At 55.2% G+C, this 23,668-nt stretch carries 21 protein-coding genes; 7 read left to right on the top strand and 14 right to left on the bottom strand.

Features of this window, described 5'->3' with window-relative positions; translation table 11 throughout:
- Positions 1 to 62 precede the first annotated feature (62 nt).
- The 7 genes from ACPXV9_RS11820 to metG form a co-directional block, all read right to left on the bottom strand.
- Positions 63 to 788, bottom strand: a complete 726-nt coding sequence (locus ACPXV9_RS11820; RefSeq protein ID WP_423897289.1) for an electron transport complex subunit E — start codon at positions 786 to 788, stop codon at positions 63 to 65.
- On the bottom strand, positions 785 to 1,465 hold the full coding sequence (gene rsxG, locus ACPXV9_RS11815; protein WP_423897286.1) for an electron transport complex subunit RsxG: 681 nt from the start codon (positions 1,463 to 1,465) through the stop codon (positions 785 to 787). Before rsxG ends, ACPXV9_RS11820 begins: the two co-directional genes overlap by 4 nt.
- Positions 1,466 to 1,483: 18 nt before the next feature.
- Positions 1,484 to 2,542 carry an electron transport complex subunit RsxD gene (gene rsxD, locus ACPXV9_RS11810; protein ID WP_423897283.1) on the bottom strand — a complete coding sequence of 353 codons (1,059 nt, stop codon included), beginning with the start codon at positions 2,540 to 2,542 and terminating at the stop codon, positions 1,484 to 1,486.
- Positions 2,543 to 2,544: 2 nt separating this feature from the next.
- Positions 2,545 to 5,157, bottom strand: coding sequence for an electron transport complex subunit RsxC (rsxC, locus tag ACPXV9_RS11805; protein ID WP_423897280.1), 2,613 nt, complete (start codon positions 5,155 to 5,157; stop codon positions 2,545 to 2,547).
- Positions 5,154 to 5,777, bottom strand: a complete 624-nt coding sequence (gene rsxB, locus ACPXV9_RS11800; RefSeq protein ID WP_423897278.1) for an electron transport complex subunit RsxB — start codon at positions 5,775 to 5,777, stop codon at positions 5,154 to 5,156. Before rsxB ends, rsxC begins: the two co-directional genes overlap by 4 nt.
- A gap of 9 nt (positions 5,778 to 5,786) precedes the next feature.
- The gene (gene rsxA, locus ACPXV9_RS11795; protein ID WP_423897275.1) at positions 5,787 to 6,362 is read right to left on the bottom strand and encodes an electron transport complex subunit RsxA; all 576 of its coding nucleotides are present in this window, start codon (positions 6,360 to 6,362) and stop codon (positions 5,787 to 5,789) included.
- Between the two features lie 225 nt (positions 6,363 to 6,587).
- Positions 6,588 to 8,645 (bottom strand): methionine--tRNA ligase, encoded by a 2,058-nt coding sequence (metG, locus tag ACPXV9_RS11790; protein WP_423897274.1) that lies wholly within the window; start codon positions 8,643 to 8,645, stop codon positions 6,588 to 6,590.
- 137 nt (positions 8,646 to 8,782) lie between these two features.
- On the opposite strand from metG, the gene apbC reads away from it, so the two are divergent.
- The 4 genes from apbC (at position 8,783) to ACPXV9_RS11770 (ending at position 14,317) form a co-directional block, all read left to right on the top strand.
- Entirely contained in the window at positions 8,783 to 9,625 is an 843-nt protein-coding gene (gene apbC, locus ACPXV9_RS11785) for an iron-sulfur cluster carrier protein ApbC (protein ID WP_423897271.1), read from the top strand.
- A 52-nt stretch (positions 9,626 to 9,677) separates the two neighbouring features.
- Positions 9,678 to 11,024, top strand: a complete 1,347-nt coding sequence (locus ACPXV9_RS11780; RefSeq protein ID WP_423897268.1) for a hypothetical protein — start codon at positions 9,678 to 9,680, stop codon at positions 11,022 to 11,024.
- Positions 11,011 to 12,642: a FecR family protein gene (locus ACPXV9_RS11775; protein ID WP_423897266.1), complete on the top strand. Its 1,632-nt coding sequence runs from the start codon at positions 11,011 to 11,013 to the stop codon at positions 12,640 to 12,642. The genes ACPXV9_RS11780 and ACPXV9_RS11775 overlap by 14 nt, the downstream gene beginning before the upstream one ends.
- Positions 12,643 to 12,742: 100 nt before the next feature.
- Positions 12,743 to 14,317, top strand: a complete 1,575-nt coding sequence (locus tag ACPXV9_RS11770; protein ID WP_423897263.1) for a FecR family protein — start codon at positions 12,743 to 12,745, stop codon at positions 14,315 to 14,317.
- A 30-nt stretch (positions 14,318 to 14,347) separates the two neighbouring features.
- Here the strand turns inward: ACPXV9_RS11770 and ACPXV9_RS11765 are convergent, their stop codons facing one another.
- Together ACPXV9_RS11765 and ACPXV9_RS11760 are read right to left on the bottom strand one after the other, a co-directional pair.
- On the bottom strand, positions 14,348 to 16,549 hold the full coding sequence (locus ACPXV9_RS11765) for a CHASE2 domain-containing protein (protein WP_423897260.1): 2,202 nt from the start codon (positions 16,547 to 16,549) through the stop codon (positions 14,348 to 14,350).
- A 76-nt stretch (positions 16,550 to 16,625) separates the two neighbouring features.
- Positions 16,626 to 17,099, bottom strand: coding sequence for a deoxycytidylate deaminase (locus ACPXV9_RS11760; RefSeq protein WP_423897258.1), 474 nt, complete (start codon positions 17,097 to 17,099; stop codon positions 16,626 to 16,628).
- 47 nt (positions 17,100 to 17,146) lie between these two features.
- Between ACPXV9_RS11760 and ACPXV9_RS11755 the strand changes: the two genes are divergently transcribed.
- Together ACPXV9_RS11755 and ACPXV9_RS11750 are read left to right on the top strand one after the other, a co-directional pair.
- Positions 17,147 to 18,352: an NAD(P)/FAD-dependent oxidoreductase gene (locus tag ACPXV9_RS11755; RefSeq protein ID WP_423897255.1), complete on the top strand. Its 1,206-nt coding sequence runs from the start codon at positions 17,147 to 17,149 to the stop codon at positions 18,350 to 18,352.
- A gap of 153 nt (positions 18,353 to 18,505) precedes the next feature.
- Positions 18,506 to 19,036: a hypothetical protein gene (locus ACPXV9_RS11750; RefSeq protein ID WP_423897253.1), complete on the top strand. Its 531-nt coding sequence runs from the start codon at positions 18,506 to 18,508 to the stop codon at positions 19,034 to 19,036.
- A 30-nt stretch (positions 19,037 to 19,066) separates the two neighbouring features.
- On the opposite strand, the gene ACPXV9_RS11745 is transcribed toward ACPXV9_RS11750, so the two are convergent.
- From ACPXV9_RS11745 to ACPXV9_RS11730, 4 genes are all read right to left on the bottom strand, one after another.
- Positions 19,067 to 20,089 carry an AraC family transcriptional regulator ligand-binding domain-containing protein gene (locus tag ACPXV9_RS11745; protein ID WP_423897250.1) on the bottom strand — a complete coding sequence of 341 codons (1,023 nt, stop codon included), beginning with the start codon at positions 20,087 to 20,089 and terminating at the stop codon, positions 19,067 to 19,069.
- A 100-nt stretch (positions 20,090 to 20,189) separates the two neighbouring features.
- Entirely contained in the window at positions 20,190 to 20,966 is a 777-nt protein-coding gene (locus tag ACPXV9_RS11740; protein ID WP_423897247.1) for an SDR family NAD(P)-dependent oxidoreductase, read from the bottom strand.
- Positions 20,967 to 21,138: 172 nt separating this feature from the next.
- Positions 21,139 to 21,576, bottom strand: coding sequence for a PaaI family thioesterase (locus ACPXV9_RS11735; RefSeq protein ID WP_423897246.1), 438 nt, complete (start codon positions 21,574 to 21,576; stop codon positions 21,139 to 21,141).
- 1 nt (position 21,577) lies between these two features.
- Positions 21,578 to 22,366, bottom strand: coding sequence for an enoyl-CoA hydratase/isomerase family protein (locus ACPXV9_RS11730; protein ID WP_423897243.1), 789 nt, complete (start codon positions 22,364 to 22,366; stop codon positions 21,578 to 21,580).
- A gap of 56 nt (positions 22,367 to 22,422) precedes the next feature.
- Between ACPXV9_RS11730 and ACPXV9_RS11725 the strand changes: the two genes are divergently transcribed.
- Positions 22,423 to 22,593, top strand: a complete 171-nt coding sequence (locus ACPXV9_RS11725; RefSeq protein ID WP_423897241.1) for a hypothetical protein — start codon at positions 22,423 to 22,425, stop codon at positions 22,591 to 22,593.
- Here the strand turns inward: ACPXV9_RS11725 and ACPXV9_RS11720 are convergent.
- Positions 22,582 to 23,598 carry an AraC family transcriptional regulator ligand-binding domain-containing protein gene (locus ACPXV9_RS11720; RefSeq protein WP_423897238.1) on the bottom strand — a complete coding sequence of 339 codons (1,017 nt, stop codon included), beginning with the start codon at positions 23,596 to 23,598 and terminating at the stop codon, positions 22,582 to 22,584. The two genes, ACPXV9_RS11725 and ACPXV9_RS11720, sit on opposite strands and share 12 nt — an antisense overlap.
- Positions 23,599 to 23,668 lie beyond the last annotated feature (70 nt).

Here is a 23,668-nt window from a genome sequence, read left to right as displayed (position 1 = left end):
AAGAGATTGCCGCGTGCCTTCGTAGGCCCTACTTTTGGCGCTAACGCTCCTCGCAATGACGATTAAGTAATCGTTCCTGTAGTCCGCACCCGCTTACTGCCCTTAATCACCGGCTCGACCCGCTTGGCCTTCTCGGCCTCTTCGATTTTTTGATCGATGATGTTCTTCAGGGCAATCAGAAAGCCCACCACAATAAAGGCGCCGGGTGGCAGGATGGCCACCAGAAAACCTTTGTAATCGGCAAACAGGGTGATTTTCCAGCTTTCTGCGGCGGGGCCAAACAGCAGCTGCATATTGTCAAACAGGGTGCCGCTGCCGAGAATTTCACGTACCGCACCCACGGCCACCAGCACCAGCGCAAAACCGGTGCCCATCATCAAACCATCGAAAGCCGAGGGCAGAATCGGGTTCTTGCTGGCAAAGGCATCGGCGCGACCAAGGATGGCGCAGTTGGTAACGATCAGTGGAATAAAGATACCCAGAATCAGGTACAACTCGAAAGTGAAAGCCTTCATCAACAGCTCGGTGCAGGTGGTGAAGGTGGCGATGATCATCACGAACACGGGCAGGCGGACAGCTTCGCTGACGTGATTGCGAATCAGGGAGACGGCGATATTGGAGCCGGTCAGTACCAGCATGGTCGCCAGACCTAGGCCCAGAGCGTTGACGACACTGCCACTTACCGCCAGCAGCGGGCAAAGGCCGAGCAGTTGAACCAGTGCGGGGTTGTTGTCCCAGAGGCCGTTTTTGGCGATTTCCGGGTAGTTGTGAGAAGTGTTCTGACTCATGATTCAGAAGCCTCTTGAGTGTCGACAGCGGCCAGTGGCAGGCTGTCCTGATAGACCTTAAGGGCGCGCTTGATCTGGTTGACCACAGCGCGGGGGGTGATGGTGGCACCGGCAAAGGCGTCGAATTCACCACCGTCTTTCTTTACGGCCCAGTTGGCCGACTGTAGGGACTTGCCATTAAAGCCGAGAATCCAGTCGCTCTTGGCCAGATCGATCTTGTCGCCCAGTCCCGGTGTCTCGGCGTGGCTCAAAATACGCACGCCGGCAATGGTGCCATCGCGGTTGATGCCCACAATCATTTTGATGTCACCGCTGTAACCATCCGGCGCGGTGGCAGGATAAATTACAGCCACAGATTCTTCGTCCTGTTGGGCAATGTGCAGATTGCCCCCTTGTTTCAGGCCCAGTGGCTGCCAGTATTTTTCATCGATGGTCTGGGTGGTTTCCAGCAGGTCGTTGTTGTGGCGATCCAATGGGATTACCTGCAACAGGGCTTTCTGGGCATTGGCGCGCTCGGCGGCGGCAATGCGCTCAGCGGTGGCGCTGTAGGTGCCAGAGAGCAGGGCGGCGGTAATCAAGGCAAATACACCCAACAATACGCTGTTTTTGGCGATGGAATTGCCCACGGTTGGCTCAGCCGTTGGCTTGACCTGATTGTCTGTCTCTTGATCGCTCATGGTGGATTCCGGAGGCTCTTATTCGGGTTTCTCGGTGACTTTGCGGGCTTTGGTGTGACCATAGCTGCGCGGCACGGTGTAGTAGTCGATAAACGGTGCAACGATATTCATCAGCAACACCGCGAAGGCGACGGCGTCGGGGTAGTTGCCCCAGACCCGGATCAGGTACACCAGTGCGCCAATGCCGGCACCGTAGATCAGCCGGCCTTTGGTGCTGACCGCCGACGACACAGGGTCGGTAGCGATAAAAAAAGCCCCCAGCATGGTGGCGCCGGAGAACAGGTGCAGCAGCGGTGAGCCACCGCTGGTAGAGCTGCCGCTGTCGTAGAACATGGCTGACAGCAGGGCGATGGTCAGCAGCATGCTGACCGGTGTGTGCCAGGTAAAAATCCGTTGTTGCAGCAGATACAGACCGCCCAGTAGAAAAGCCAGATTGACCCATTCCCAGCCAGCGCCGGCAAAACTGCCAGCGGAGAAGATGCTGTGTTCCTGATAAATCTGCTCGACCATCAGGCCATTGTTCTGCTTAAAGGCGTCCAGTGGGGTCGCTCCGGAATAACCATCGATACTGGCGCCGGCAAAAACGACTTGCAGTGCATCGCCAATCCCCATCAGGGACTGGCCATCGGCTAATAATGGCGCAGGTGCAGTCCAGCGGGTCATTTCCACCGGGAAGGAAATCAGCAGCACCACATAGCCCACCATCGCCGGGTTGAATGGGTTAAATCCCATGCCGCCATAGAGTTGTTTGGCGAGAATAATGGCGACCGCGGTGCCCACCACCACTAGCCACCAGGGGCAGTAGGGTGGCAAGGCCATGCCCAGCAGTATGCCTGTGACCAGAGCGCTATAATCCTTCAGGTAAAAGGCAGCCGGGCGGCCGCGCAATTTCAGGATGGCGGCTTCGCTCAGCACTGCGGTCAAGCAGGCTAGCAGGACATTGATGATGCTGCCCGGACCAAAGAACCAGGTCAGTGCCAGTAGGCCCGGAATGCAGGCCAGAATGACCTTGAGCATCACCGTGCTGGTCTTGTTGGCCCCGTGAGCGTGTGGGGATGTAAGCTGTTTAAACGCCATCGTCAGACCTGTTCCAGATTGGCTTGTGTTTCTTCAAGTTTGGTTTGCAGTTTCTCGGCGGCGGTGCGGAAGGCGTCCACGTTGCTGTCTCCTTCTGCTTCGGCCTTGGCCAGTCGTTGTTGGGCTTTTTCCAGCCGGCCTTGCAGGGATTCAACCTGTGCTTTGAGTTTGTCGGCCTCGCTCATATTGGCCATGGCAGCGGCCTTGGCTTTGGCTTTTTCAATGGCGGCGCCTGCGGCGGTTTGCTCGGGAGAGTGGACGGCATCCTGTGCTTTGGGCTCCGGTGCAGATTCGGCTGCTTGTTGAGCGGGCAGTTTGGCTTTTGCCTCTTCGAGCTTGGCCTGCATCTTTTCAGCGGCGGCGCGGAAGGCTTCGACATTATCGTCGCCTTCGGCCTCGGCTTTTTGCAGGCGTTGCTGGGCTTTCTCCAGGCGGCCTTGCAAAGCCTCTACCTGAGCGCGCAGTTTGTCGTCGTCGCTCATATTGGCCATGGCGGCGGCCTTGGCCTTGGCTTTTTCAATGGCGGCCGAAGCGGCATCTTGTACTTGTGGCTCAGGAGCTGTCGGCTGAGCTGGAGCCTGTGTTTGAAGTTCTGCCAGCTCTTTTTCAGCGGTGGCGATCTTTTCTTTCAGCTTGTCGGCGCCAGCTTGCAGAGCGTCAGTGGTGGCGTCACCACTGGCTTTGGCGGCCGCCAGTTTTTCTTCGGCTTTGGCCAGGCGCTTGTGCAGTGACTCGATGCTGGCTTTGATCTTTTCATCCGGGGCCATGGCCATCTTGGCTTGGGCATTGGCAATGGCGCGGGCAACGGGATCGTCGGCATCAGCCGCTGGGGCCGCAGCAGGGGTCTGATCCGGTTTAAAGTCCGCCAGTTTTTTCTCGGCGTCGGCCAGCTTCTGCTCGGCCTGCTTAACCTGTGCGGCGAGTTTGGCGGCCATGGTTTCGTCGGCTTCGCGCAGTTTCTCGCGCAGCTTTTCCACCCGGCTCTGGGCGCTGATGACACCGCGTTCCAGGCGAGCCTTCTGCTCTTCCGGCGACAATTGTTTGCTCTGGGTGCGGGCCAGTGCGGCGGCGATTAAATCATCGGCTTTGTTTGTGCTGTTCTCGCCGGCAGCCTTGGCTTCGGCCTGCTTCTTCTTGGCCGCTTCGGCGGCCTGCTTGCGGGCCAGACGCTTGGCTTCCTTCTCGGCCTCGGCCTTGGCAATTCGCTCCTGACGGAACTCAAAGCGCTGACGGGAGCGGTCGGATTTTTCTTTCTCAACCGCCATCTGCCGGATGGTACCTTTGGCGGCGCGGTAGTACTGCACCAGCGGGATGCTGCTGGGGCAGACAAAGGAGCAGGCGCCGCACTCGATGCAGTCCATCAGATTGTGGGCTTGCAATCGATCGTAGTCCTCGGCCTGTGCGTACCAGTACATCTGCTGCGGCAGCAATCCGGCGGGGCAGGCTTCGGCGCACATGCCACAGCGAATACAGGCCTGGGCGAAATCCGGATTGGGTAATTCTTTTTTGGTGGGGGCCAGCAAACAGTTGCTGGTCTTGACCACAGGCACCTGATCGTTGGCCAGGGTGTAACCCATCATCGGGCCGCCCATAATCACGCGGCTGGCTTTTTTCTCGTTAAAGCCGTGCTCGGCCAGAATGTGGCTTATGGGGGTGCCCAGCCTGACTTTGATGTTGCGCTGGGTTTGCAAAGACTCACCAACTACGGTGGTGATGCGCTCAATCAGAGGCTTGCCAAAGCGCACCGCTTCATAGGCGGCCACTGTGGTGCCGACGTTTTGCACCACAATGCCGATGCTGGCAGGGATGTCACCGCTGGGTACTTCCTGGCCGGTAATAATCTGAATCAGTTGTTTTTCACCACCGGAAGGGTACTTGGTGGGGAATACGGCCACTTCAATATTGGTGCCTTGCGCGGCTTGGCGAACGGCGCTAATGGCCTCGGGCTTGTTGTCTTCAATGCCGATCACCAGGCGTTCCGGGTTACCAACGATATGCGCCAGCAACTGAGTGCCCTTGATGACATCGTCGGCACGAGTCTGCATCAGCATGTCATCGGCGGTGATGTAGGGCTCACACTCGGTGCCGTTGATGATCAAGGTGTCGATGCGATTGACCGACTTGGGGTTGAGTTTGACGGCGGTGGGGAAGCCTGCGCCGCCCATGCCGGCAATGCCCGCGTCGCGGATTTTGGCGACCAGTTCATCATGGCTCAGCGACAGGTAATCCTCGGTACCGCTGAAGTCGATAAATTGATCCTGGCCGTCCGGGGTAATGACAATGCACTCGCCACTCATGCCCGAGGGGTGGGGCAGAGTGCGCTCGGTAATGGAGCTTACAGTACCAGAAGTGGACGCGTGAATCGGTGCGCTGAACGGGCCAACCGCTTCGGCAATCTTCTGGCCTGCCAGTACGTGATCGCCCTCGGCAACAATCGGCTCGGCCGGTGCACCAATATGCTGACTCAAGGGGTGAATCATCTCTGCCGGCAGGGAAATTTCACCCAGTGGCAACTGCATGGATTGATGCTTGTTCTCCGGCGGGTGCACGCCCCCTGGAATATCCCAGACTTTGACTTCTTTAACCGGGATCAGATTGTGTTGATGGGTGTTCATGCCGCACCCTCCATCGACGTCTGACGGTCGCTGGCGATCAGATCGGCGATCTGGATCTGGCTGGGCTGAGGGGTGTTCCACTTCCAGCTGGTCACGGTGGTCTCTACCGGGATCATATCAATACAATCCACCGGGCAGGGCTCTACACATAAATCGCAACCGGTGCATTCATCGGCGATTACGGTGTGCATTTGCTTGGCGGCGCCGAGAATGGCGTCCATGGGGCAGGCCTGAATGCACTTGGTGCAGCCAATGCACTCGTCTTCGCGAATCACCGCAACGGTTTTAACGTCGCTCTCTTCGCCGTGTTCTTCATCCAGGGTCGGCGCTTCCACGTCCAGCAGGTCGGCAATGGCGTTGATGGTGGACTGGCCGCCCGGAGGGCATTTATTGATGGCATCGCCTTCGCTGATGGCCTGTGCATAGGGGCTGCAGCCGGGGTAGCCACACTGACCGCACTGGGTCTGGGGTAGCAGGTTGTCGATCTGTTCGACAATGGGGTCGCCCTCGACCTTGAATTGAACGGCGGCAAATCCCAGCAGGGCACCGAAAGCCAGTGCCAGAACCACCAGCGCAAACAGGGCGCTGAGAATGGGGTGTTGTAACAGAAAATCGATCATGACCGCCCCTTACACCAGACCACTGAAGCCCATAAAGGCCAGCGACATCAGGCCGGCGGTGATCATGCCGATCGCCGCGCCTTTAAAGGGAACCGGTACATCAGCGACTGCGAGACGCTCGCGCATGGCGGAAAACAGCACCAGCACCAGCGAGAAACCCAGAGCCGCACCAAAACCGTAGAGGCTGGATTGCAGAAAGGTGTGGGCCTTGGCGGTGTTTTGCAGGGCCACGCCCAGTACCGCGCAATTGGTGGTGATCAGTGGCAGAAATACGCCCAGCACGCGATACAGCAGCGGGCTGGTTTTCTCGATAAACATCTTGGTGAATTGCACCACCACGGCAATTACCAGAATAAAGGCAATGGTCTTCAGGTACTCCAGACCTAATGGCGCCAGTATGTAAGTGTTTACAAGATAGCCGCTGATGGCGGCCAGAGTCAGGACAAAGGTGGTGGCGCCGCCCATGCCGATGGCGGTTTCCAGTTTGTTGGACACGCCCATAAACGGGCAGAGTCCAAGAAACTGAACCAGTACGATGTTGTTGACCAGTATGGTGCTGATCAGAATAACGAAAAATTCGGTCATGGGATGTGTCTGATAGTCTTCTGGGTGGCTGCTTATTAGTTTAACTTGTGGTTTCTGTGGGTTTTAACGGTTTTTCCGGTTAGGGTCAGGCGCTTTTCAAATAATGTCATCTCTATTTGTCATCCTGACGACTGAAAGGAGGAAGGATCTCTATGGTTTGGCTCGTAATACAAGAGATCCTCCGTCGCGGGCTCCTCAGGATGACATAAGGGCATTGCCCTTATGTCACATCACCCGCTGACCCGGCTTGGCACCTGAGTGTGGTTCCAGCAGATAAATCTCTTTTTTACCCGGGCCGGCGGCCAGCACCATGCCCTCGGAGACACCAAACTTCATCTTGCGCGGCGCCAGGTTGGCCACCATCACAGTCAGCTTGCCTTCCAGATCTTCCGGCTGGTAAGCGCTCTTGATACCGGAAAAGACGTTGCGGGTTTCGCCGCCCAGATCCAGTGTCAGGCGTAGCAGTTTATTGGCGCCTTCCACGTGCTCGGCCTTGGCGATCAGGGCGATGCGCAGATCCACCTTGGCAAAATCGTCAAACTGGATTTCATCGGCCAGTGGTTCTTTTGCTAATTCACTGTCGTCAGCAGGTTGTTGCTCAACGGTTTGTGCCGCCAGGGCTTCTTTGCTGGCTTCCACCATGGCGTCCACCTTGTCTTTTTCGATGCGCTGCAGCAGCGGCTTGAATTTGTTGATGGCCTCACCGCCGCGGAAGCTGATATTGGTTTCCCAGCTCAGGGTTTCGTTGAGAAACGCCTCGGCTTGCTCGGTGAGCGCCGGCAGCACCGGTTTCAGGTAGGTCAGCAGGGCGCGGAACATATTGATGCCCAGCGTGCAGATATCCAGCACCTGTTGCTCGGTGCCTTCCTGCTTGGCCAGTGACCAGGGAGCCTGGGCGGCGATGTATTCGTTGGCGGCATCGGCCAGCGCCATGATTTCGCGCATGGCTTTGCCGAAGTCGCGGGCTTCGTAGTGAGCGGCGATGGTTTCGCCGGCGTCCACAAACTGCTGCCACAGAGCTTCGTCGGCAATGTTCTCCGACAAGTTGCCGCCGGACTTTTGAATAAACTTGGCGGTGCGGCTGGCGATGTTCACTACCTTGCCCACCAGATCGCTGTTGACGCGCTGGATAAAGTCATCGAGGTTCAAATCCAGATCGTCCACGGAGCTGCTCAGCTTGGCGGCAAAGTAGTAGCGCAGGTATTCCGGGTTGAGGTGATCCAGATAGCTGCGGGCATTGATAAAGGTACCGCGGGACTTGGACATCTTCTGGCCATTCACCGTCAGGAAACCGTGGACGCACACTTTGGAGGGCGTGCGGAAATCGGCGGAGCTGAGCATGGCTGGCCAGAACAGGGCGTGGAAGTTGACGATGTCCTTGCCAATAAAGTGGTACAGCTCGGTGCTGGAATCGGCCTTCCAGTATTCGTCGAATACCGCTTCGGCGTCGATACCGTCCTGCTTGCTCAGGTAATTCTTGAAGCTGGCCATGTAACCGATGGGGGCGTCCAGCCAAACATAGAAGTATTTGTTTTTCTCGCCCGGGATCTCAAACCCAAAATAGGGGGCGTCGCGGGAGATGTCCCATTCCTGCAAGCCGCTGTCGAGCCACTCGGCCAGTTTGTTGGCCACTTCGTCCTGCAAGTGGCCGGCGCGAGTCCAGTCTTTGAGGAAGGCTTCGAATTCTGGCAGCTTGAAGAAGAAGTGCTCGGATTCTTTCTCAATCGGGGTGGCGCCGGAGATGGCCGACTTGGGATTGATCAGCTCGGTGGGCGAGTAGGTGGCGCCACAGACTTCGCAGTTGTCACCGTACTGGTCTTCGGCTTTACACTTGGGACAGGTGCCCTTGATGTAGCGGTCGGCCAGAAACAGTTCTTTCTCCGGATCAAACGCTTGGGTGATGTTGCGGCTGACAATGTGGCCATTGTCTTTCAAGCGGTTGTAGATCAGGCCGGACAGCTCGCGGTTTTCTTCCGAATGGGTCGAGTGAAAGTTATCAAAGGCCACATGGAAATCGGCAAAGTCCTGCTCGTGTTCGGCTTTGACGTTGGCGATCTGCTGCTCCGGGGTCAGGCCCAGTTGTTCGGCCTTGAGCATGATGGCGGTGCCATGGGCATCATCGGCGCAGACGTAGGTACAGTCGTGGCCGCGCTGTTTCTGGAAGCGTACCCAGATATCGGTTTGGATGTACTCCACCAGATGGCCCAGATGAATGGAGCCGTTGGCGTAGGGCAGGGCACTGGTAACCAGAATTTTTCGTTGCGTATTCGCTTGAGCCGTCATGCTACTATAGATCTCTTACAGAAAGGCCAGTCCTTCGGTTTTTGCAGAAGGTTTGGGTCGTTTAAAAAGCGCGCAACTATAGCATTTTTGCCTGTTGGGTGCAGTAGTGTTTGTTTCTATATGGAGTGTCTGTCGCCGTGTCTGAGAATTCTTACCCATCCGCTGAAAGCCCTTTGCAAAATATTCGTCATGTGATTGCCGTAGCCTCGGGCAAAGGCGGTGTGGGTAAATCCACCACCACCGTCAACATGGCACTGGCATTAGCGGCACAGGGGGCCCGCGTGGGTGTGCTGGATGCCGATATCTACGGCCCGAGCATCCCCATGATGCTGGGGGTAGAGTCGCTGCGCCCGGACGTGGTGGACAACAAGGCGATGAAGCCGATTGCGGCGCAGGGCATCGTGGCTCTGTCCATGGGCAATCTGGTCACGGATAAAACCCCCATGGTGTGGCGTGGCCCCATGGCCAGTGGTGCACTGATGCAATTGCTGACCCAGACCCTGTGGCCAGAGCTGGATTACCTGCTGATCGACATGCCTCCCGGCACCGGTGATATTCAGTTGACCCTGTCACAGAAGGTGCCCCTGACCGGCGCGGTAATTGTGTCGACCCCGCAGGATATTGCCTTGCTCGATGCCAAAAAAGGCATCGAAATGTTTACCAAGGTCAAGGTTCCGGTACTGGGAGTGGTGGAAAATATGGCGGTTCATGTGTGCAGCCAGTGTGGCCATGAAGAGCATATTTTTGGTGCCGAGGGTGGCAATCGGATCGCGCGTGAATATCAGACCACGTTGTTGGGCGCCTTGCCGCTGGATCTGTCGATTCGTGAGGGCGGAGACGCCGGTAAACCGGTGGTTGCTGCCAAGCCCGATTCTTCGGTGGCCAAAGCCTATCTGGCCATCGCCGCACAATTGCGTGATCAGGTAGAGAATAAAACGGAAAATAAACCACAGCCGACTATTATTATTGCAGACGACTAGCTGCTGATCCCTTTGCAGCGAGCCGGATATGGGAACGCTGTAAAGGATCTATATGAAGCAATACGTTCGACTTTTACCGTCACTGGTATTGATGGGGGCATGTGCCACGGGGTTTGCTCAAACGCAATCTGAAGCTCAAGCCGTGTGGCAACAAATCAAGGGATTGCTGGCACAGGGGCAGGTGCAGCAGGCTTATGAGCTGGGGCAGAAAAATCTGGATGTCTGGGAAGGGACGCCGGATTTTGATTACTACTACGGCATGGCCGCCATCGACGCTGGCTACGTGGCCGAGGGCAGTTTTGCTCTGGAGCGGGTGCTGTATCAGGCTCCGAACTTTCAGGCGGCGAAACTGGAGCTGGCGCGCGCGTATTACCTGATGAAGCAGTACCCGCTGGCCAAGCGACATTTTAAGGCTGTATTGGATGTCAGTCCGCCGGCCAGCGTGATCGAACGCATCAATACTTTTATGGCGTTGATTGAACAGGCGGAGAACGAGCACAAACCCAAGGTACTGGCCTATTTTGAAGTGATCGGCGGTCATGACAGTAACGCCAACTACGCCCCGGCCAGTGAAACCTTTAACAGTCCGACGCTGGGGCAGGGGGAGTTAACCGACGATGGCACTGCTCAGAGTGCCTGGTTTAACGATACTCTGGCAGGCATTGGTTACTACAAGCCCATCAACAAACAGACCACCCTGTATTCCCGTGTTGATCTGGCAGAACACAACGTCAACCAGAGTCATCCCTTCGATTCCTTTACCTACACCATTCAGGGCGGTGTGATTCATAAGCTCAGTGACGACGATAACCTGTCGGCACAGCTGATTCACCAGCAATATCACGTGGACGGCGGACGTTATCGTGAGCTCAATGGTCTGGCTGGCAGCTGGATGCATGTTCTCAATCCTGTGAGCAGTTTGCAGTTGGGAGCCAGCTATCTGAATTTTATCTACAACGACCTTAACAATAAGGACGCCGAAGAATACAACCTCAGCTTGGGTTACAACCGCCAAGTACCTTGGTTCGGTACCAGCCTGATTCAGGCTCGTTTGTCGTTCGGGCAGGACGATCCCAACGAAGATAATGAAATTACCCGATCGACCACCGAGAAGGACTTTTGGGGTATGAGTCTCACTCACAAGACCGCGCTTAACGCCAAGGTGATACTGACCTCGACGCTGGCGTTTCTGAACAGTGAATACGCCGAGGACGACTTGCTGTTTTTGACTGCCCGCGAAGATGATTCACTGAGTTTTGAAATGAAAGCCGACTGGCGCTGGGATGAGCACTGGCAGTTGAGTCTGGCTGCCGGATGGCGTGAGCAGGATTCCAATATTGAAATCTACGACTACGACAGAACCTATGGTCAGCTGGGGGTGCGCTATGAGTATTACTGATCGGTTGGTTGCGCTTCTGGTTGCGTTGCTCTTGTGTCTACCTCTCGGTGCCAGTGCCTCCGAGAGTATTGGCAAGGTCATCGTCAGTGTCGGTAAAGTCGAAGCCATTGCCGGCAGTGGCCAGGTGCGTCCGCTCAAGCGGCGTTCACAATTGTTTGCGACCGATGCAGTCGCTACCCATGAAGGAGCCAAGGCGCAGCTGCGCTTCAGCGATGGTTCGATGGTGGCGCTGTCGGCCAACAGCTTGTTCAAAATCGAGGAGTACCAGTTTGGTGGTAACAGGGAGCGAGCGGTTTACAATCTGTTAAAAGGCGGGATGCAAACCATTACCGGCGCCATCGGTCAGGTGGATAAACAGGATTACGTGTTGAAAACACCGGTGGCCACCATTGGTATTCGCGGCACGTTTTATCAGGTGTATATGACGCCTTCCGGTGGCATGGTGGGCTACGTCAAAGAGGGCGGCATCGTTATTGAAAATGCTTCGGGTGAATCCGTGTCGGTAAAACCCGGCCAGTATTTTTCGATGGACTCGGCCAATCAAGCGGCGACGGTCACCGAGACGCCGCCTCAGGCTTTCGAAGACGCTGAAAAAGCGGATCAGGAGTCCTCAACGGATAACCAGTCCTCAACGGCTGAAAACAACGACGCCGATTCAACGTCCAGTGAATCCCAGCAAGTGGCCTTGGATGATGGCTCCGTCACCATTACCACAACCGAAGATACCTCCGAATCGGCTGCGGGCGTGGATACCAATCCCGGCAGTTACGATCCCAATGCCGGGGGCAGTACTGCCGCGGCCGAAGGTCAGGATGCCGGTGGTTTGCCGGGAGGTGATGGCTCTCTGAAAATCAACTATCCAATACCGGGTTCTGCGGATAAAGCGCTGGATGGAGAGATGCTGGGACTGGCTTTTGTTGAAAAGCGCAGCAGCGGTGTCACCGAAGGCAGTTCGGATGTCTTCCGCACCGGGCCGGATCGCATTGTAATGCTCGACAATATTGGTGGCGTGGGCAATGTCCCGGTTTATGTCGAAGTGAAAGACGTTGATCCGGATGACAATTGCAATGTGTGTCAGTTTTTCTATGGCTCCGCCACCCTAATGGATACCGGCGGCGATGCCGCCATTGGCGTCAATTGGGGACGCTGGGAAGGCAATTTTAAAATTGCTGAAAACGGCGTTGAGCTGGACGTCGATAACGGCCAGAACTTCCACTATATCTACAGCGACAAACTGACCAGCTACATCGATATGAACCAGCTGGATACCACCGCAACCTTTAACTACGTCGGTGGTCCCAAGCCCACCGATCAGTTTGGTAATGTTACTGGTAGTGCCCCGACGGTGTCGGTGCAAATCGATTTTGCCGGCATGAAATTTATCGATGCCAATGTCCAGTTTGTGATTGATTCTGTGACTTACACCGGTGCTCTGGTCAATGACACGCTCATCTCAACTGATCTGACCACCGAGCTGGAGCTGGATAATGGCCGCATGAACGCGGCGGTGCTAGGACAAAATCCGGTGAGTCTGACCGATGTGGGGGTAGCCACCACTTACGAATTGAAAGATCCGGGCACCGGGCGAGTGGCTGTGGGCGCGTCGTTTTTGAAATAAGAGACAGGCCAGAAAGAAGAATTGTGCGCCACTGCACAGTTTTCTCTCACTGGCCAATGTTAATATTTGTGCCAACCTGATCCATTGCCCGGAGGTTGTCATGAATACATCGGTAAGCGCTTTACTGGCCATATTGCTGGCAGTTGTGTCTTCGAATGCTCAGGCCAGCAGTGGTGTTGGCAAGGTGATTGTTAGTGTTGGCCAGGTTGAGGCCGTCAACACTTCCGGTGAGCATCGCACCCTCAAACGCCGTTCTCCCATTTTTGTGACCGATACGGTTGCTACTCGTGAAGATTCCAAAGCCCAGCTGCGTTTTTCCGATGGCTCCATGGTATCGCTGGGTGCCACCAGCCTGTTTAAGGTCGAGCAGTACCAACTGGGCGGTGATGCCGAGAAAGCCGTTTATCATCTTTTGAAGGGTAGCCTGCAAGCCATCAGTGGTGCCATTGGCAAGGTGGATAAACAGGATTATCTGATGAAAACCCCGGTGGCAACCATTGGTATTCGCGGCACCTATTATCAGTTGGCATTGACTGATGACGGTGGTCTGGTTGGCGGCGTTAAAGAAGGTGCCATTGTGGTGACCAATAAACAGGGTACGGCCAATATCGCCGCCGGTGAATACTTTTCTATGGCCTCGGCGTCAGCACCGGTGATGTTGATGGCAGAACCGCCGCTGCAGCTGCTGGAGCGTGGTGAAGCTTCAAACGATGCATCTGACTCGGCGGATTCGGCAGCCAATACCAGTGACTCTCAAGTGCAGCAGACGGTTACTGGAGTCAACACCAGCCCCGGCAGTCTCGATGAAAACGCCGGTAGCAGTGCCTCGGCGGTTGAGGAGCTCGATAGCAGTCTGGTCAGTGGCACCTTGCCGGGTAACGCCACCTCGCAAAGAATTGATGTCACCCCAACCGGTTCTCCCGCAGCGGCCGGTGCAGCCTATGGTATCGCTTCTATTTACGAGAACGTCGGTGGCGTATTGGATTCCATACAGGGCAATTTTATCGTCGATGGCAATCACAAGGTGTATATCGGTGGCGGTAACGAAATCACCTACATCGAAGAATACGAGCCCGGCGGCAGTTGTAATGTGTGCCAGTTTGCTCCCCACCTTGCTTCTCTGACCGATCAGGGTGTGGTGGGTACCAATGCCGGTGGCAGTAACGTCAACGTCAACTGGGGCCGCTGGGTGGGTAATTATATTGTTGCCGAGAACGGCAATGAATTTAATCCGGTGGGTCAGAATTTTCATGTGATCTATTCCGATCAGCTGACCGACTACACCGATATCGCAGCACTGAATGGCGCGGGCTCGGCCACGTTTGTTTACAGCGGCGGCACCAACCCCACTGACCAGAATGGTGTTGCCGGGACCATGAATACTGCGTCGTTGACGGTGGATTTCAATGCACAGCAATTTACCGCTGCGACCATGAATATGACGGTTAACTCGACCACCTATGATTTGATGTTGTCCGGTGGACCGGTTGCAATTGATGCTGGCCCGGCTACCACCATGCAATTACAGCCTGTCAGTGTGGGCAGTTACAGCGGCACTATGGACGCCCAGTTTGTTGGTAAGAACCCGGCCGCGGTCAGCGACCTGAGCCTGATTAACAGTTACGAAGTCTATACCGGTACCGGAAAAATAGTGGGCGTCGGTTACTACGAGTAAGTTTTGTCTCTCCTCTCTTGCTTTGTCTTTTTATTTGGTTGTATGGATAAAGACCCCCTGCCAGTTGGCTGGGGGATTTTTTTTCAGTGACTCACAGCGTTCCACATAAAGCCGATACAGAATGGTGTCTGGATTGTTGTCTTTCAGTGTTTTAAATACCGGCAGCGATTTTTCAAAATCACCCTCAAGATAAAAGCCCAATGCCTTGTGGTAAACAGCCAGTTCGGCGGCATCGAATTGTTGCAGGGGTTCAAAGATATCAATGGGTTTGGCTTTGCCTTTGACTCTGACGCGGTCGAGATGGCGGAAGTTTATCTGCTGCCCGATCAACGCTTTGGTGCGGCTGGAAACAATGATGGCGGCGCCATAGAATTTTGTCAGGCCTTCCAGACGTGATCCCAAATTGACGGTGTCACCCAGCACCGTATAGGAGCGTCGGTATTGCGATCCCATGTTGCCCACATTCATATCGCCACTGCTGATGCCAATGCCGATTTCTACGGGAGGTTTGTCCGTGGCTTTAAAATGCTTGTTCAGTTCCAGGGTTTTTGCCTGCATCGCCTGGGCAGCGAGTATGGCGTGGCTGGCGTGCTCCGGATCGTCCAGCGGTGCCCCCCAGAAGGCCATCACCATATCGCCGACGTATTTATCGATGGTGCCCTGGTTCTGGAAAATGATTTCGGTGATGGGGGTAAAGTATTCGTTGAGCCATTGCTTCAGCTCGGTTGCAGACAGCCCTTCGGAGATACTGGTGAAGTTGCGGATATCCGCAAACAGCACGCTCATCTCTTTGCGTTGCCCGTCCATGGCGAACTGCGCCGGATCTTTGCTCATCTGATCCACCAGCTCGGGGGGCACATATTGGCCAAACATGGACTTCAGTTGTAATCGGTCCCGGCTGTTGATGACAAACCCGTAGGCCATGTTGAAGATACCAAGTAGCAGCAGGGTCAGGATCGGGACCACACTTTCAATCACAAACTTTTCATTGCTCCAAAGCCAGTAATCAAACGCGGCAATGCCCAGTATCAGTACCGACACCAGTGCCAGCTGACGAAAGGGCGACAGAAACGGCAGCAACAGGGACAGCAGGCCGCCGCCGACCAGAATCAATACAAAGTTGATGCCGTGGCTCCAGTCAGGCTGAGCGTAAAACTGGTTGTTGATGATCCCGGTTATGACATTGGCGTGGGCTTCGACACCGGGGTACAGGTGATTGGTGGGGGTGGCCCGAAAGTCCGACAGGGATGAAGCGGTGGAGCCCACCAAAATCACCTTGCCTTCCAACAGGCTGCTATCGGCTGTGCCTTCGAGGACATCGACAGCAGAGACATAGGTAAAGGTGTAGGCTGGACCGAGGTACGGGATCAGCACATCGCCCTTGCTGTCCACCGGGATGATCTGTTCAAACAATTGCACGGCCGACAGATACTGTTTGTTGCCAATCCGATCGCTGTGCAGGGTGGCTTCGTCGGCCAGCAGAAATGCCATGCTGCTGCTCAACGACAGTGATGGATAGATGGTATCGCCGAAGCGCTGCACCAGTCGGGCGCGCCGCATAATCCCGTCCGGGTCCGGGTGGGCATTGATAAAGCCCGTGTAATTGGCGGCGGCACTGAGTCTCGGCGTGTTGGTGATGTAGCCGCTCATGGTCGGCATGGTGTCGATAAACTGATCTGTCTCGCTGCTATAGGTTAACGGCGCGCCCAGTTGGCCTTTGGTAAAGCCGCTGTGGCTGAAGACAATGCTCAGTACCACTTCGTTGTTTGCTACGCTGTCGGCAAAACGCCCCTCACCATCCAGTGCCTCATCGATCTCATCAAAAAACGCATTGTGGCTGAGTTCCGGGTGTTGTTTTTGGTAATCCCGGATCAGAGTACTGGCGTGGTTTTGCTCCTCGGCAAACAGCACATCGTAGGCCACCAGAATGGCACCCTGATCCACCAGTGCGGCGGTCAATTGGGTCAGATGATCTTTGGGCCACGGCCAGTGGCCGAGTTTTGCCAGCGAAGCTTCGTCGATATCAACAATGGTGACAGGCAAGCTGGTGGCATCAATCTGCTGGTTTTGCAGGGTGGCGGACATGCGCAGGTCGTAAATGACCCAGCCGAGGCGGTCGCGCAGGGATTGAACAAAGGGGCCTTCGCTCAGATAAAACAGCACCATGCTGGCCATCAGCATCAGGCTGATGGCCATGGGCGCGAGTCTGTAAAACAGGGTGTTGCGATCCATGCCAGATCTTAATGGTTGTTGGCTGTGAGTGGCTGACTACAATCAGTCTAGCTCACCGGGGGGATTGCAGAGTACTTTATTGGTTGTCGTAATTTTCGATGGCGTCATCGATAACCCGCATTTCAACCCCGGCGATTTTAAACATCTCACGGGTTTCCTCTGCGGCGTGGTAGCGGGACTTGGCCACCACTTTTTTGATGCCGCAGCTGATGATCAACATGGCGCAAACGCGACAGGGCTCCATTTTGCAGTACAGGGTGCTGCCCTCCAGTGGGATGCCGTGCTTGGCCGCCTGGCAGATGGCGTTCTGCTCGGCGTGAATGGTGCGCATGCAGTGTTGGCGTACTGTGCCATCGTCGTCGATGACCTGCTTCATCAGATGGCCGACGTCATCACAGTGGGGCAGGCCTGAGGGTGAGCCCACGTAACCGGTGGCGATGATTTGTTTGTCTTTGACGATAATGCAGCCGGATTTGCCGCGATCACAGGTAGCGCGCGTTGCCACGGTGTTCATCAGCTCGATAAAATAGTCGTCCCAATCTGGTCTCATAGTGCTTGCGGCCTGCGTTTTAGATGTTTGTTTTGAGTGTGCGCTTTATGACATATTTCCCCGACCAAGTCGATGTTGTTGTGATTGGTGCCGGTGCCGCCGGCCTGATGTGTGCCATCACCGCCGGTCAACGCGGACGCAAGGTGCTGGTGCTGGATCACGCCAACAAGGTAGGCAAGAAGATCCTGATGTCCGGCGGTGGGCGCTGTAACTTCACCAATATGTACACCGAGCCGGAAAATTACCTCAGCAGCAATCCTCATTTTTGTAAATCGGCGCTGGCGCAATACAGCCAGTGGGATTTTATCGATATGGTGTGTCGCCATCAGATTCCCTATCACGAGAAAAAGCTGGGGCAACTGTTTTGTGATAACAAAGCCAGTGACATAGTTGCCATGCTGCTCGATGAATGCGATCAGGCCGGTGCTCAGGTGGTCACCAATTGTGCCATTGAGTCGGTTACTGCAACCGACGCCGGTTACCATGTCGATGCCAGCCTGGGCGAGGTAGTCTGCCGGTCGCTGGTGGTGGCCACCGGTGGTTTGTCCATACCTACCATGGGGGCCACGGGGCTGGGTTATCAGCTGGCGGAGCAATTTGGCCTGCAGTTGAAACCGCGCACCGCGGGGCTGGTGCCTTTTACCCTGTCGAAAGACCAATTGCAGCCCATGCAGTCATTGGTAGGCAGTTCGGCGGAGGTTCGCATCAGCTGTGGCGATCAATCGTTTCTGGAAAACATTCTGTTTACCCATCGTGGTCTCAGTGGACCGGCCGTACTGCAGATTTCCTCCTATTGGCAGCCGGGTCAAACGGTAGTGATTGACTGGTCACCCCATCTGGCACTGGAAGATCACTTTCTGGCGTCACAACAACAGCGGCCCAAAACCGAACTGCGCACTCTTTTGGCGGAACTGCACACCAAAAAGTGGGCGCAGGTTTTTTGTGATGAGCTGACCGCGGCACTGGGTATTGCCAGCAACCCGCTGAATCAATACTCCGCCTCTGATCTGAAACGTGCCGCAGAGTATTTTCATCAGTGGTCGATACTGCCAGCGGGAACGGAAGGCTATCGCACCGCCGAGGTCACACTGGGTGGCGTGGATACCGATGGCCTGTCATCCAAAACCATGGAAGCCAAACAGCAGCAGAATTTGTTTTTTGTTGGCGAGGTGGTGGACGTCACCGGCTGGCTTGGCGGCTTCAATTTCCAATGGGCCTGGGCGTCGGGGTATGTGGCGGGGCTGAATGCCTGACGCAGTTTCAGATGTGACGAGGCCGTTATTGTCGGTCGCTACGGTTTAAGAATTTATGAATCCCACCTTGCAACACATTAATCACACATAGTTCTAGGCGCGTTCTGTTTATCCTTATTCCGTAAGAGTGATAAACATAACAGGAGCGTGCTTATGAAACTTATCAAACAACTTGCAGCTCTGGTTTTAACTGTGCCGGCGATTGCGTTGGCCGAGCCAAAACTCAGCAAGGACTGGGCCTGGGATCTGTCCGGCAGTGACTATGCCTATGCCGCAACTCATAACGCCGAGGGTCGGGTTCTGGGGCAATATTGTTACTTTAATGAGGGAGCCTGTTTCTATCAGGTCAGTCTGGGCGTTACCTGTAACAAGGGGGCTCAGTATCCTTCGATTCTGAACTCATCATCCGGCGCTGCCGAGGTAAGGTTGGTGTGCAGTCATCGTCAAAATGGCGACAATGTCTTTGTTGTGGCGCCGTTTGAAGGCGTGGACAAATTGGTCAAGGAAGCCAGTGACCTGGGTTTTGCCGTGGCCATGGAGCAGGGTCAGTTTAAAGTGATTCGCTTCAGTTTGTCGGGATCAGAACACGCCATTACTGCCATGCGTGATGCCGCGAAGGCGCTGGACAATGCCAGCCAGAATCAAACCGGCAAAATGGTGCTGATGTCTGAAGAATACCTGTGACCTACTTGTAACAAAGTACCTGTAACAGGCTCAGCCCCGTTGCTGATTGCGGTACTGCGCCGGTGTCATGCCGGTCCACTTTTTGAAGGCCCGGGTCAGTGATGCCGACTCGGTGAACCCGGCCAGTGCCGTGATGTCGGAAATACTGTGATCGGAGTTGCTCAGCAAATCCTTGATGCGCTCCTGACGCACGGTGTCTTTAATCTTCTGAAACGATGAGCCTTCTTCCTCCAGCCGCTTGCGGGCAACTTGTGGGCTGATATTGAGTTGATGGCAGGTGTCATCAAAATTCGGGATCAGTTGATTGTGGATCAGCTGGTTTTCCAGCGCCTGCTTGATGTAGTGGGTTATGCTGTTGTCACGCCCTGGCATGTACATCAAATCCGCCGGAGAATTCTTAAGCCAGGCCTGCAGTTCCTGGCGGTTGCGGCACACGGTTTTTTGCAAATGTTTTTTGTGAAAAGAATAGCCACAGCGGGGCTGGCTGAAGCTGATGTTGCATTGAAAAATTTCTTCGTAAAAATGTGCGTGTTGCGGTTTGGTGTAGGAAAAAAATGCCTGATTCAGCGGTATATATTCGTTGATGGCCCAGCAGGCGAAGCGGTGCCAGGTAACGCACAGGAACTCCATTAAAAAATGGTTGGGGTCCTGCTCGCCAATGTAACCCTGGACTTCGATGTTGGCGTTGTGGGTGTCGGTGGTGATTGCGATGCCCAGAGTGCCGGGTTTGATAAACTGGCAGATGCGTTGTCCGCGGCGATAGAGATCGCCCAGAGTTTCGGCGGCTATCATATAATCGCAGGCCAGTGCCCAGGTGCCAGTCTGAACCGGTTCCGGAGAGATGCCCAGCAGTTCGTCGTTGCTGTTCTGCCACAACTTTTTGATCAGTGCTGCCAGCAAGTCGTTGTCGACCCAGACTTCTTTGTCGTCGATGGCATCGCTGCTGTAACCAATCTCCTGCAATAATTGGTGCTGGTCGAGCCCCATGGTTTTGGCCTGAGCCAGCAGAATCAGCAGGTAGTGGCGATTGGTCTTGAGCGTGGGTTGATTCATCTGGGTTCGGGCTGGCGAGGGGATGTCTCTACATACTAAAAAGCGGCAGGAATGGATTCAAGTCATCCCTGCCGCTTTTGTTCTGCTTTGGGATTATCCCCTAGCGGGCTTTCATACGGATGGAACCATCCAGTCGCACCACTTCACCGTTGAAATAATCGTTTTCGGCCATCTGCACCACCAGTTGTGCAAACTCGGAGGGTTTACCCAGACGCTTTGGAAACTCAACGCTGTTACCCAATGCTTCAATCACCTTGTCGTCCAGAGTCATGGCCAGTTCGGTGTGGAACAGGCCTGGCGCAATGCAGTTGATGCGGATGCCGTGGTAAGCCAGTTCACGGGCGATGGGCAGGGTCATGCCGACAATGCCGGACTTGGAACCGCCGTAGGCCGGTTGACCAATCTGACCATCAAACGCCGCCACAGAGGCAACGTTGATGATGACGCCGCGACCGCCATCGTCGTTGATGGTGTCCTGTTTTGCCATCAGTGCGGCGGCCTTACTCAAGACGTTAAAGGTGCCGTTCATGTTGACGTCGACAATCTTTTTGAACTTGGCCAGTGGCAGTGGGTTGCCCTCGCGATCCAATACCTTGCAGGGCGGACCAATGCCGGCAGAGTTGAGGACAATGTGCAACTTGCCAAACGCCGTCATGGCCTGGTCCAGACCGGCATTGACCGAGTCTTCATCGGTAACATCGGCGATGGCGTAGGCGCAGTTGTCGCTGCCCAGTTCAGCCACGGTTGCTTTGCAGGCGTCTTCGTTCAGATCGAACAGAAAAACCTTGGCACCCTTGCTGACCAGTGCCTGTGCGGTAGCGCGGCCGAGGCCGGATGCGCCACCGGTAATCAGTGCAACTTTATCTTGTAAATCCATAATCCAATTCTCTTGGTTATTGTTATCCCGATGCGTAGTAGAGGGATCTTTTGGTTGCCCGACTGAGATCCCTCACATTCGTTCGGGATGACAGGGGAGTCTGCCGGGATGACAGGTTAATGTTCGGCTATTGTCATCCCGATGCGTAGCAGAGGGATCTGTTGCTTGCGGCTCAAACTTTCAGTAACACATACTTAACGTCGGCAATGGCGACGACTTCACCGTTGCTGTCTTGCAGTTTTTCTTCAAATTCAACCGCCGCCTTGCCATTTGCCAATACGTCATTTTGCAGTTGCTCGAACTGCTCATCGCTGATGTTCATGGTCAGGGTGATATCGCTGCCGGCCGGACGCCGAAAACGGATGTTGACGCTGGCGCAGATGGGGGCGATGACATTGGCATCGTAGCGATTCATAAACAACACGCCGGCGGCACACTCGGCCAGTGCAAACAGGGAGCCGGCATACATGATGCCGGTGTGGTTGCTGTTGCCTGCCAGCGGCATGCGCGCGGTCAGGCTGTTGGCTGCGACCGAGTCAAAACTCAGACCGGTGCGGCTGATCGCGTCAATGCCATTGATGATGCTCACGCCATAGGATTCGTTGCTCATATCAGTAGCCCTTGAATTCCGGTTTGCGTTTTTCGGCAAAGGCAGTCAGGCCTTCCATGATGTCGTGGGATTTGGTCTGCACGGCCAGCATCGCCATTTCTGCGCGCAGGGCTGAAGACAGGGGCATGTCCATGCCGTCTTTGACCATTTGCTTCATGCGGCTCAGCGTCAGTGGACTCTTGCTGGCGATGGTTTTGGCGATTTGCATGGCGCGATCCAGCAGGGCGTCGTCGGCCACCACATCCAGTACCAGTCCCCATTGTTTCATTTGCTCGGCGGATGCAAATTCCCCGGTGTACAGCAGGTAATTGGCTGCATTCCAGGGGATCTTGCGCGACAGGGTGACAGCGCCACCGGCACCGGGGAATACGCCAAAGTTGGCGTGGGCGTCGGCAATCTGAGCACTCTCGGCAGCGAGTATGATGTCGCCGGCCATGGCCAATTCCAGACCGCCGGCACAGGTTACCCCGTTAAGGGCCACAATCAGTGGTTTGCTGAAGTTGGCTGGCGCGCCGAAACCTTCAGCGGCACGGCTCCAGAAGTTGGGCGCTGGTTTGGCACCGCCCTTGATGTCATCAAGCAGCATTTTTAAATCGGCGCCGGCACAGAAGGCTTTGCCTTCACCGGTCATGATGGCCGCGCGAATGTCCGGATCTTTATCCAGTTTGCCAAACAGATCGTGCAGTTCTTCGAGCATCAACTCGGAGATGGCGTTCATGGCCTTGGGGCGATTGAGTTTGATCAGCGCAACCTGATCGATTTTTTCGTAGCTCAAGTCTTGGTAAGTCATAGGGGCATCCACCTTGGTAAGTGCCGGCCATACTAGGTTGAGGTAAAAAGTTGTACATGATTTTAACGGCCAGCCCGCGTGATGATTTCGGCCAAAGCGAATATTCAAGCTATGTCGACAAGCTCGGTGGGCTCTTGGAACAAGAGGCGGGACGCAGCACGCTGCTCTGGCCGGAAAAACAGGACGGCAACATGCCGCATCAATGTTGGATCAACTCAGCCGTTTGAGGAATTTTTGCCGTAGCGATTGCGATATTGCTGAGGGGTAAAGCCGGTCCAGCGTTTGAAGGTGCGGGACAGGGTGGCCGGTTCGGTAAAGCCGACGATGGCGGCGATTTCGGCCAGCGGTTTCTGGGTTTTAATCAAATGTTCAATGCAGTGATCGCGACGCAGAATGTCTTTGATGTTCTGATAGCTGGTGCCTTCGGCCTTGAGTCGGCGTCGCAGTGTCTGGGGGCTGGTGTTGGTCTTGTCTGCCAGCTCTTCAAACGACGGGAAGGTCAGCTCCGATTGCGACATGCCCAATACCATGGCTTTGATCTGGCCTTCATAACTGAGGTCTTTGACGCTGGTTCGCAGAATGTCAGCCGGCGAGCGGCGAATAAAGTCGCGCAGTTCCGAGCGAGTGCGAATGCTGCGGTAGGTCAGGTATTTGGCATCGAACTCGATGCTGGCGTGGGCTTGTGAGTATTCAACCGGTGATTGAAAAATCAGTTCGTAGCGCAGGGCGTCACGCTCGGGAAAAGGCAGTGCCGTTTTCAATAGCGGGATCTGACAGCCAATCAGCCAACTGGGAAAGCGGTGCCAGCTCGACAGGTTAAGGTCCACCAGAAAATGGTTGGGGTCTTTGTCGCCGCTGTCGATCTCGATGGTGATGATGGCGCGGTCGTCAATGACCACCAGACGGGGGCGAATCGATTCGGTGGCGATGGTAAAGAGTTGAAAGGCATCGCGCAGTCCCTCGTTCAGACAGCTGCCATGCAGGGTCAGTTTGGCGGCCAGATAAAACAGCCCCTTTTTTACCGGGGTGCGACTCATCAGTAATTGTTCGTCGTCGGTTTCTTCCCAGAGCGTGCGGATCAGTTCCGCCGAGTAGAGGGTGTCTACGGTTTGTTCGCCGTCGAGTGTGGCCCGGTCCAGGCCGATGCGGGTCAGCAGGTCGTCCGCAGAAAAGCCGATGCTTTCGGCATGATCCAGCAGCAATTTGACGTAGTAACTGTAGATCTGGGACATGGGGTTTGGTGGGCCTGATGGGTAGTGTCATGAACTCTTGTCGCTGAGAGTATAAAGCAAATGGTGGCCG

The organism is Candidatus Pelagadaptatus aseana, from assembly GCF_040362265.1.
GTDB classification, from domain to species: domain Bacteria; phylum Pseudomonadota; class Gammaproteobacteria; order Pseudomonadales; family Cellvibrionaceae; genus Pelagadaptatus; species Pelagadaptatus aseana.
Note: the sequence above shows the minus strand (reverse complement) of the source record. Positions and strands in the feature narration are given on the sequence as shown.

Excerpts from the sequence above, each read along its gene's own strand:
- ACPXV9_RS11725 (WP_423897241.1), top strand. The coding sequence starts at position 22,423 with ATGATTTTAACGGCCAGCCCGCGTGATGATTTCGGCCAAAGCGAATAT.
- rsxG (WP_423897286.1), bottom strand. The coding sequence starts at position 1,465 with ATGAGCGATCAAGAGACAGACAATCAGGTCAAGCCAACGGCTGAGCCA.
- ACPXV9_RS11820 (WP_423897289.1), bottom strand. The coding sequence starts at position 788 with ATGAGTCAGAACACTTCTCACAACTACCCGGAAATCGCCAAAAACGGC.
- ACPXV9_RS11735 (WP_423897246.1), bottom strand. The coding sequence starts at position 21,576 with ATGAGCAACGAATCCTATGGCGTGAGCATCATCAATGGCATTGACGCG.
- ACPXV9_RS11745 (WP_423897250.1), bottom strand. The coding sequence starts at position 20,089 with ATGAATCAACCCACGCTCAAGACCAATCGCCACTACCTGCTGATTCTG.
- ACPXV9_RS11720 (WP_423897238.1), bottom strand. The coding sequence starts at position 23,598 with ATGTCCCAGATCTACAGTTACTACGTCAAATTGCTGCTGGATCATGCC.
- ACPXV9_RS11740 (WP_423897247.1), bottom strand. The coding sequence starts at position 20,966 with ATGGATTTACAAGATAAAGTTGCACTGATTACCGGTGGCGCATCCGGC.
- rsxB (WP_423897278.1), bottom strand. The coding sequence starts at position 5,777 with ATGATCGATTTTCTGTTACAACACCCCATTCTCAGCGCCCTGTTTGCG.
- ACPXV9_RS11765 (WP_423897260.1), bottom strand. The coding sequence starts at position 16,549 with ATGGATCGCAACACCCTGTTTTACAGACTCGCGCCCATGGCCATCAGC.
- ACPXV9_RS11775 (WP_423897266.1), top strand. The coding sequence starts at position 11,011 with ATGAGTATTACTGATCGGTTGGTTGCGCTTCTGGTTGCGTTGCTCTTG.
- rsxC (WP_423897280.1), bottom strand. The coding sequence starts at position 5,157 with ATGAACACCCATCAACACAATCTGATCCCGGTTAAAGAAGTCAAAGTC.
- rsxD (WP_423897283.1), bottom strand. The coding sequence starts at position 2,542 with ATGGCGTTTAAACAGCTTACATCCCCACACGCTCACGGGGCCAACAAG.
- metG (WP_423897274.1), bottom strand. The coding sequence starts at position 8,645 with ATGACGGCTCAAGCGAATACGCAACGAAAAATTCTGGTTACCAGTGCC.
- ACPXV9_RS11770 (WP_423897263.1), top strand. The coding sequence starts at position 12,743 with ATGAATACATCGGTAAGCGCTTTACTGGCCATATTGCTGGCAGTTGTG.
- ACPXV9_RS11750 (WP_423897253.1), top strand. The coding sequence starts at position 18,506 with ATGAAACTTATCAAACAACTTGCAGCTCTGGTTTTAACTGTGCCGGCG.
- rsxA (WP_423897275.1), bottom strand. The coding sequence starts at position 6,362 with ATGACCGAATTTTTCGTTATTCTGATCAGCACCATACTGGTCAACAAC.
- ACPXV9_RS11760 (WP_423897258.1), bottom strand. The coding sequence starts at position 17,099 with ATGAGACCAGATTGGGACGACTATTTTATCGAGCTGATGAACACCGTG.
- ACPXV9_RS11755 (WP_423897255.1), top strand. The coding sequence starts at position 17,147 with ATGACATATTTCCCCGACCAAGTCGATGTTGTTGTGATTGGTGCCGGT.
- ACPXV9_RS11780 (WP_423897268.1), top strand. The coding sequence starts at position 9,678 with ATGAAGCAATACGTTCGACTTTTACCGTCACTGGTATTGATGGGGGCA.
- ACPXV9_RS11730 (WP_423897243.1), bottom strand. The coding sequence starts at position 22,366 with ATGACTTACCAAGACTTGAGCTACGAAAAAATCGATCAGGTTGCGCTG.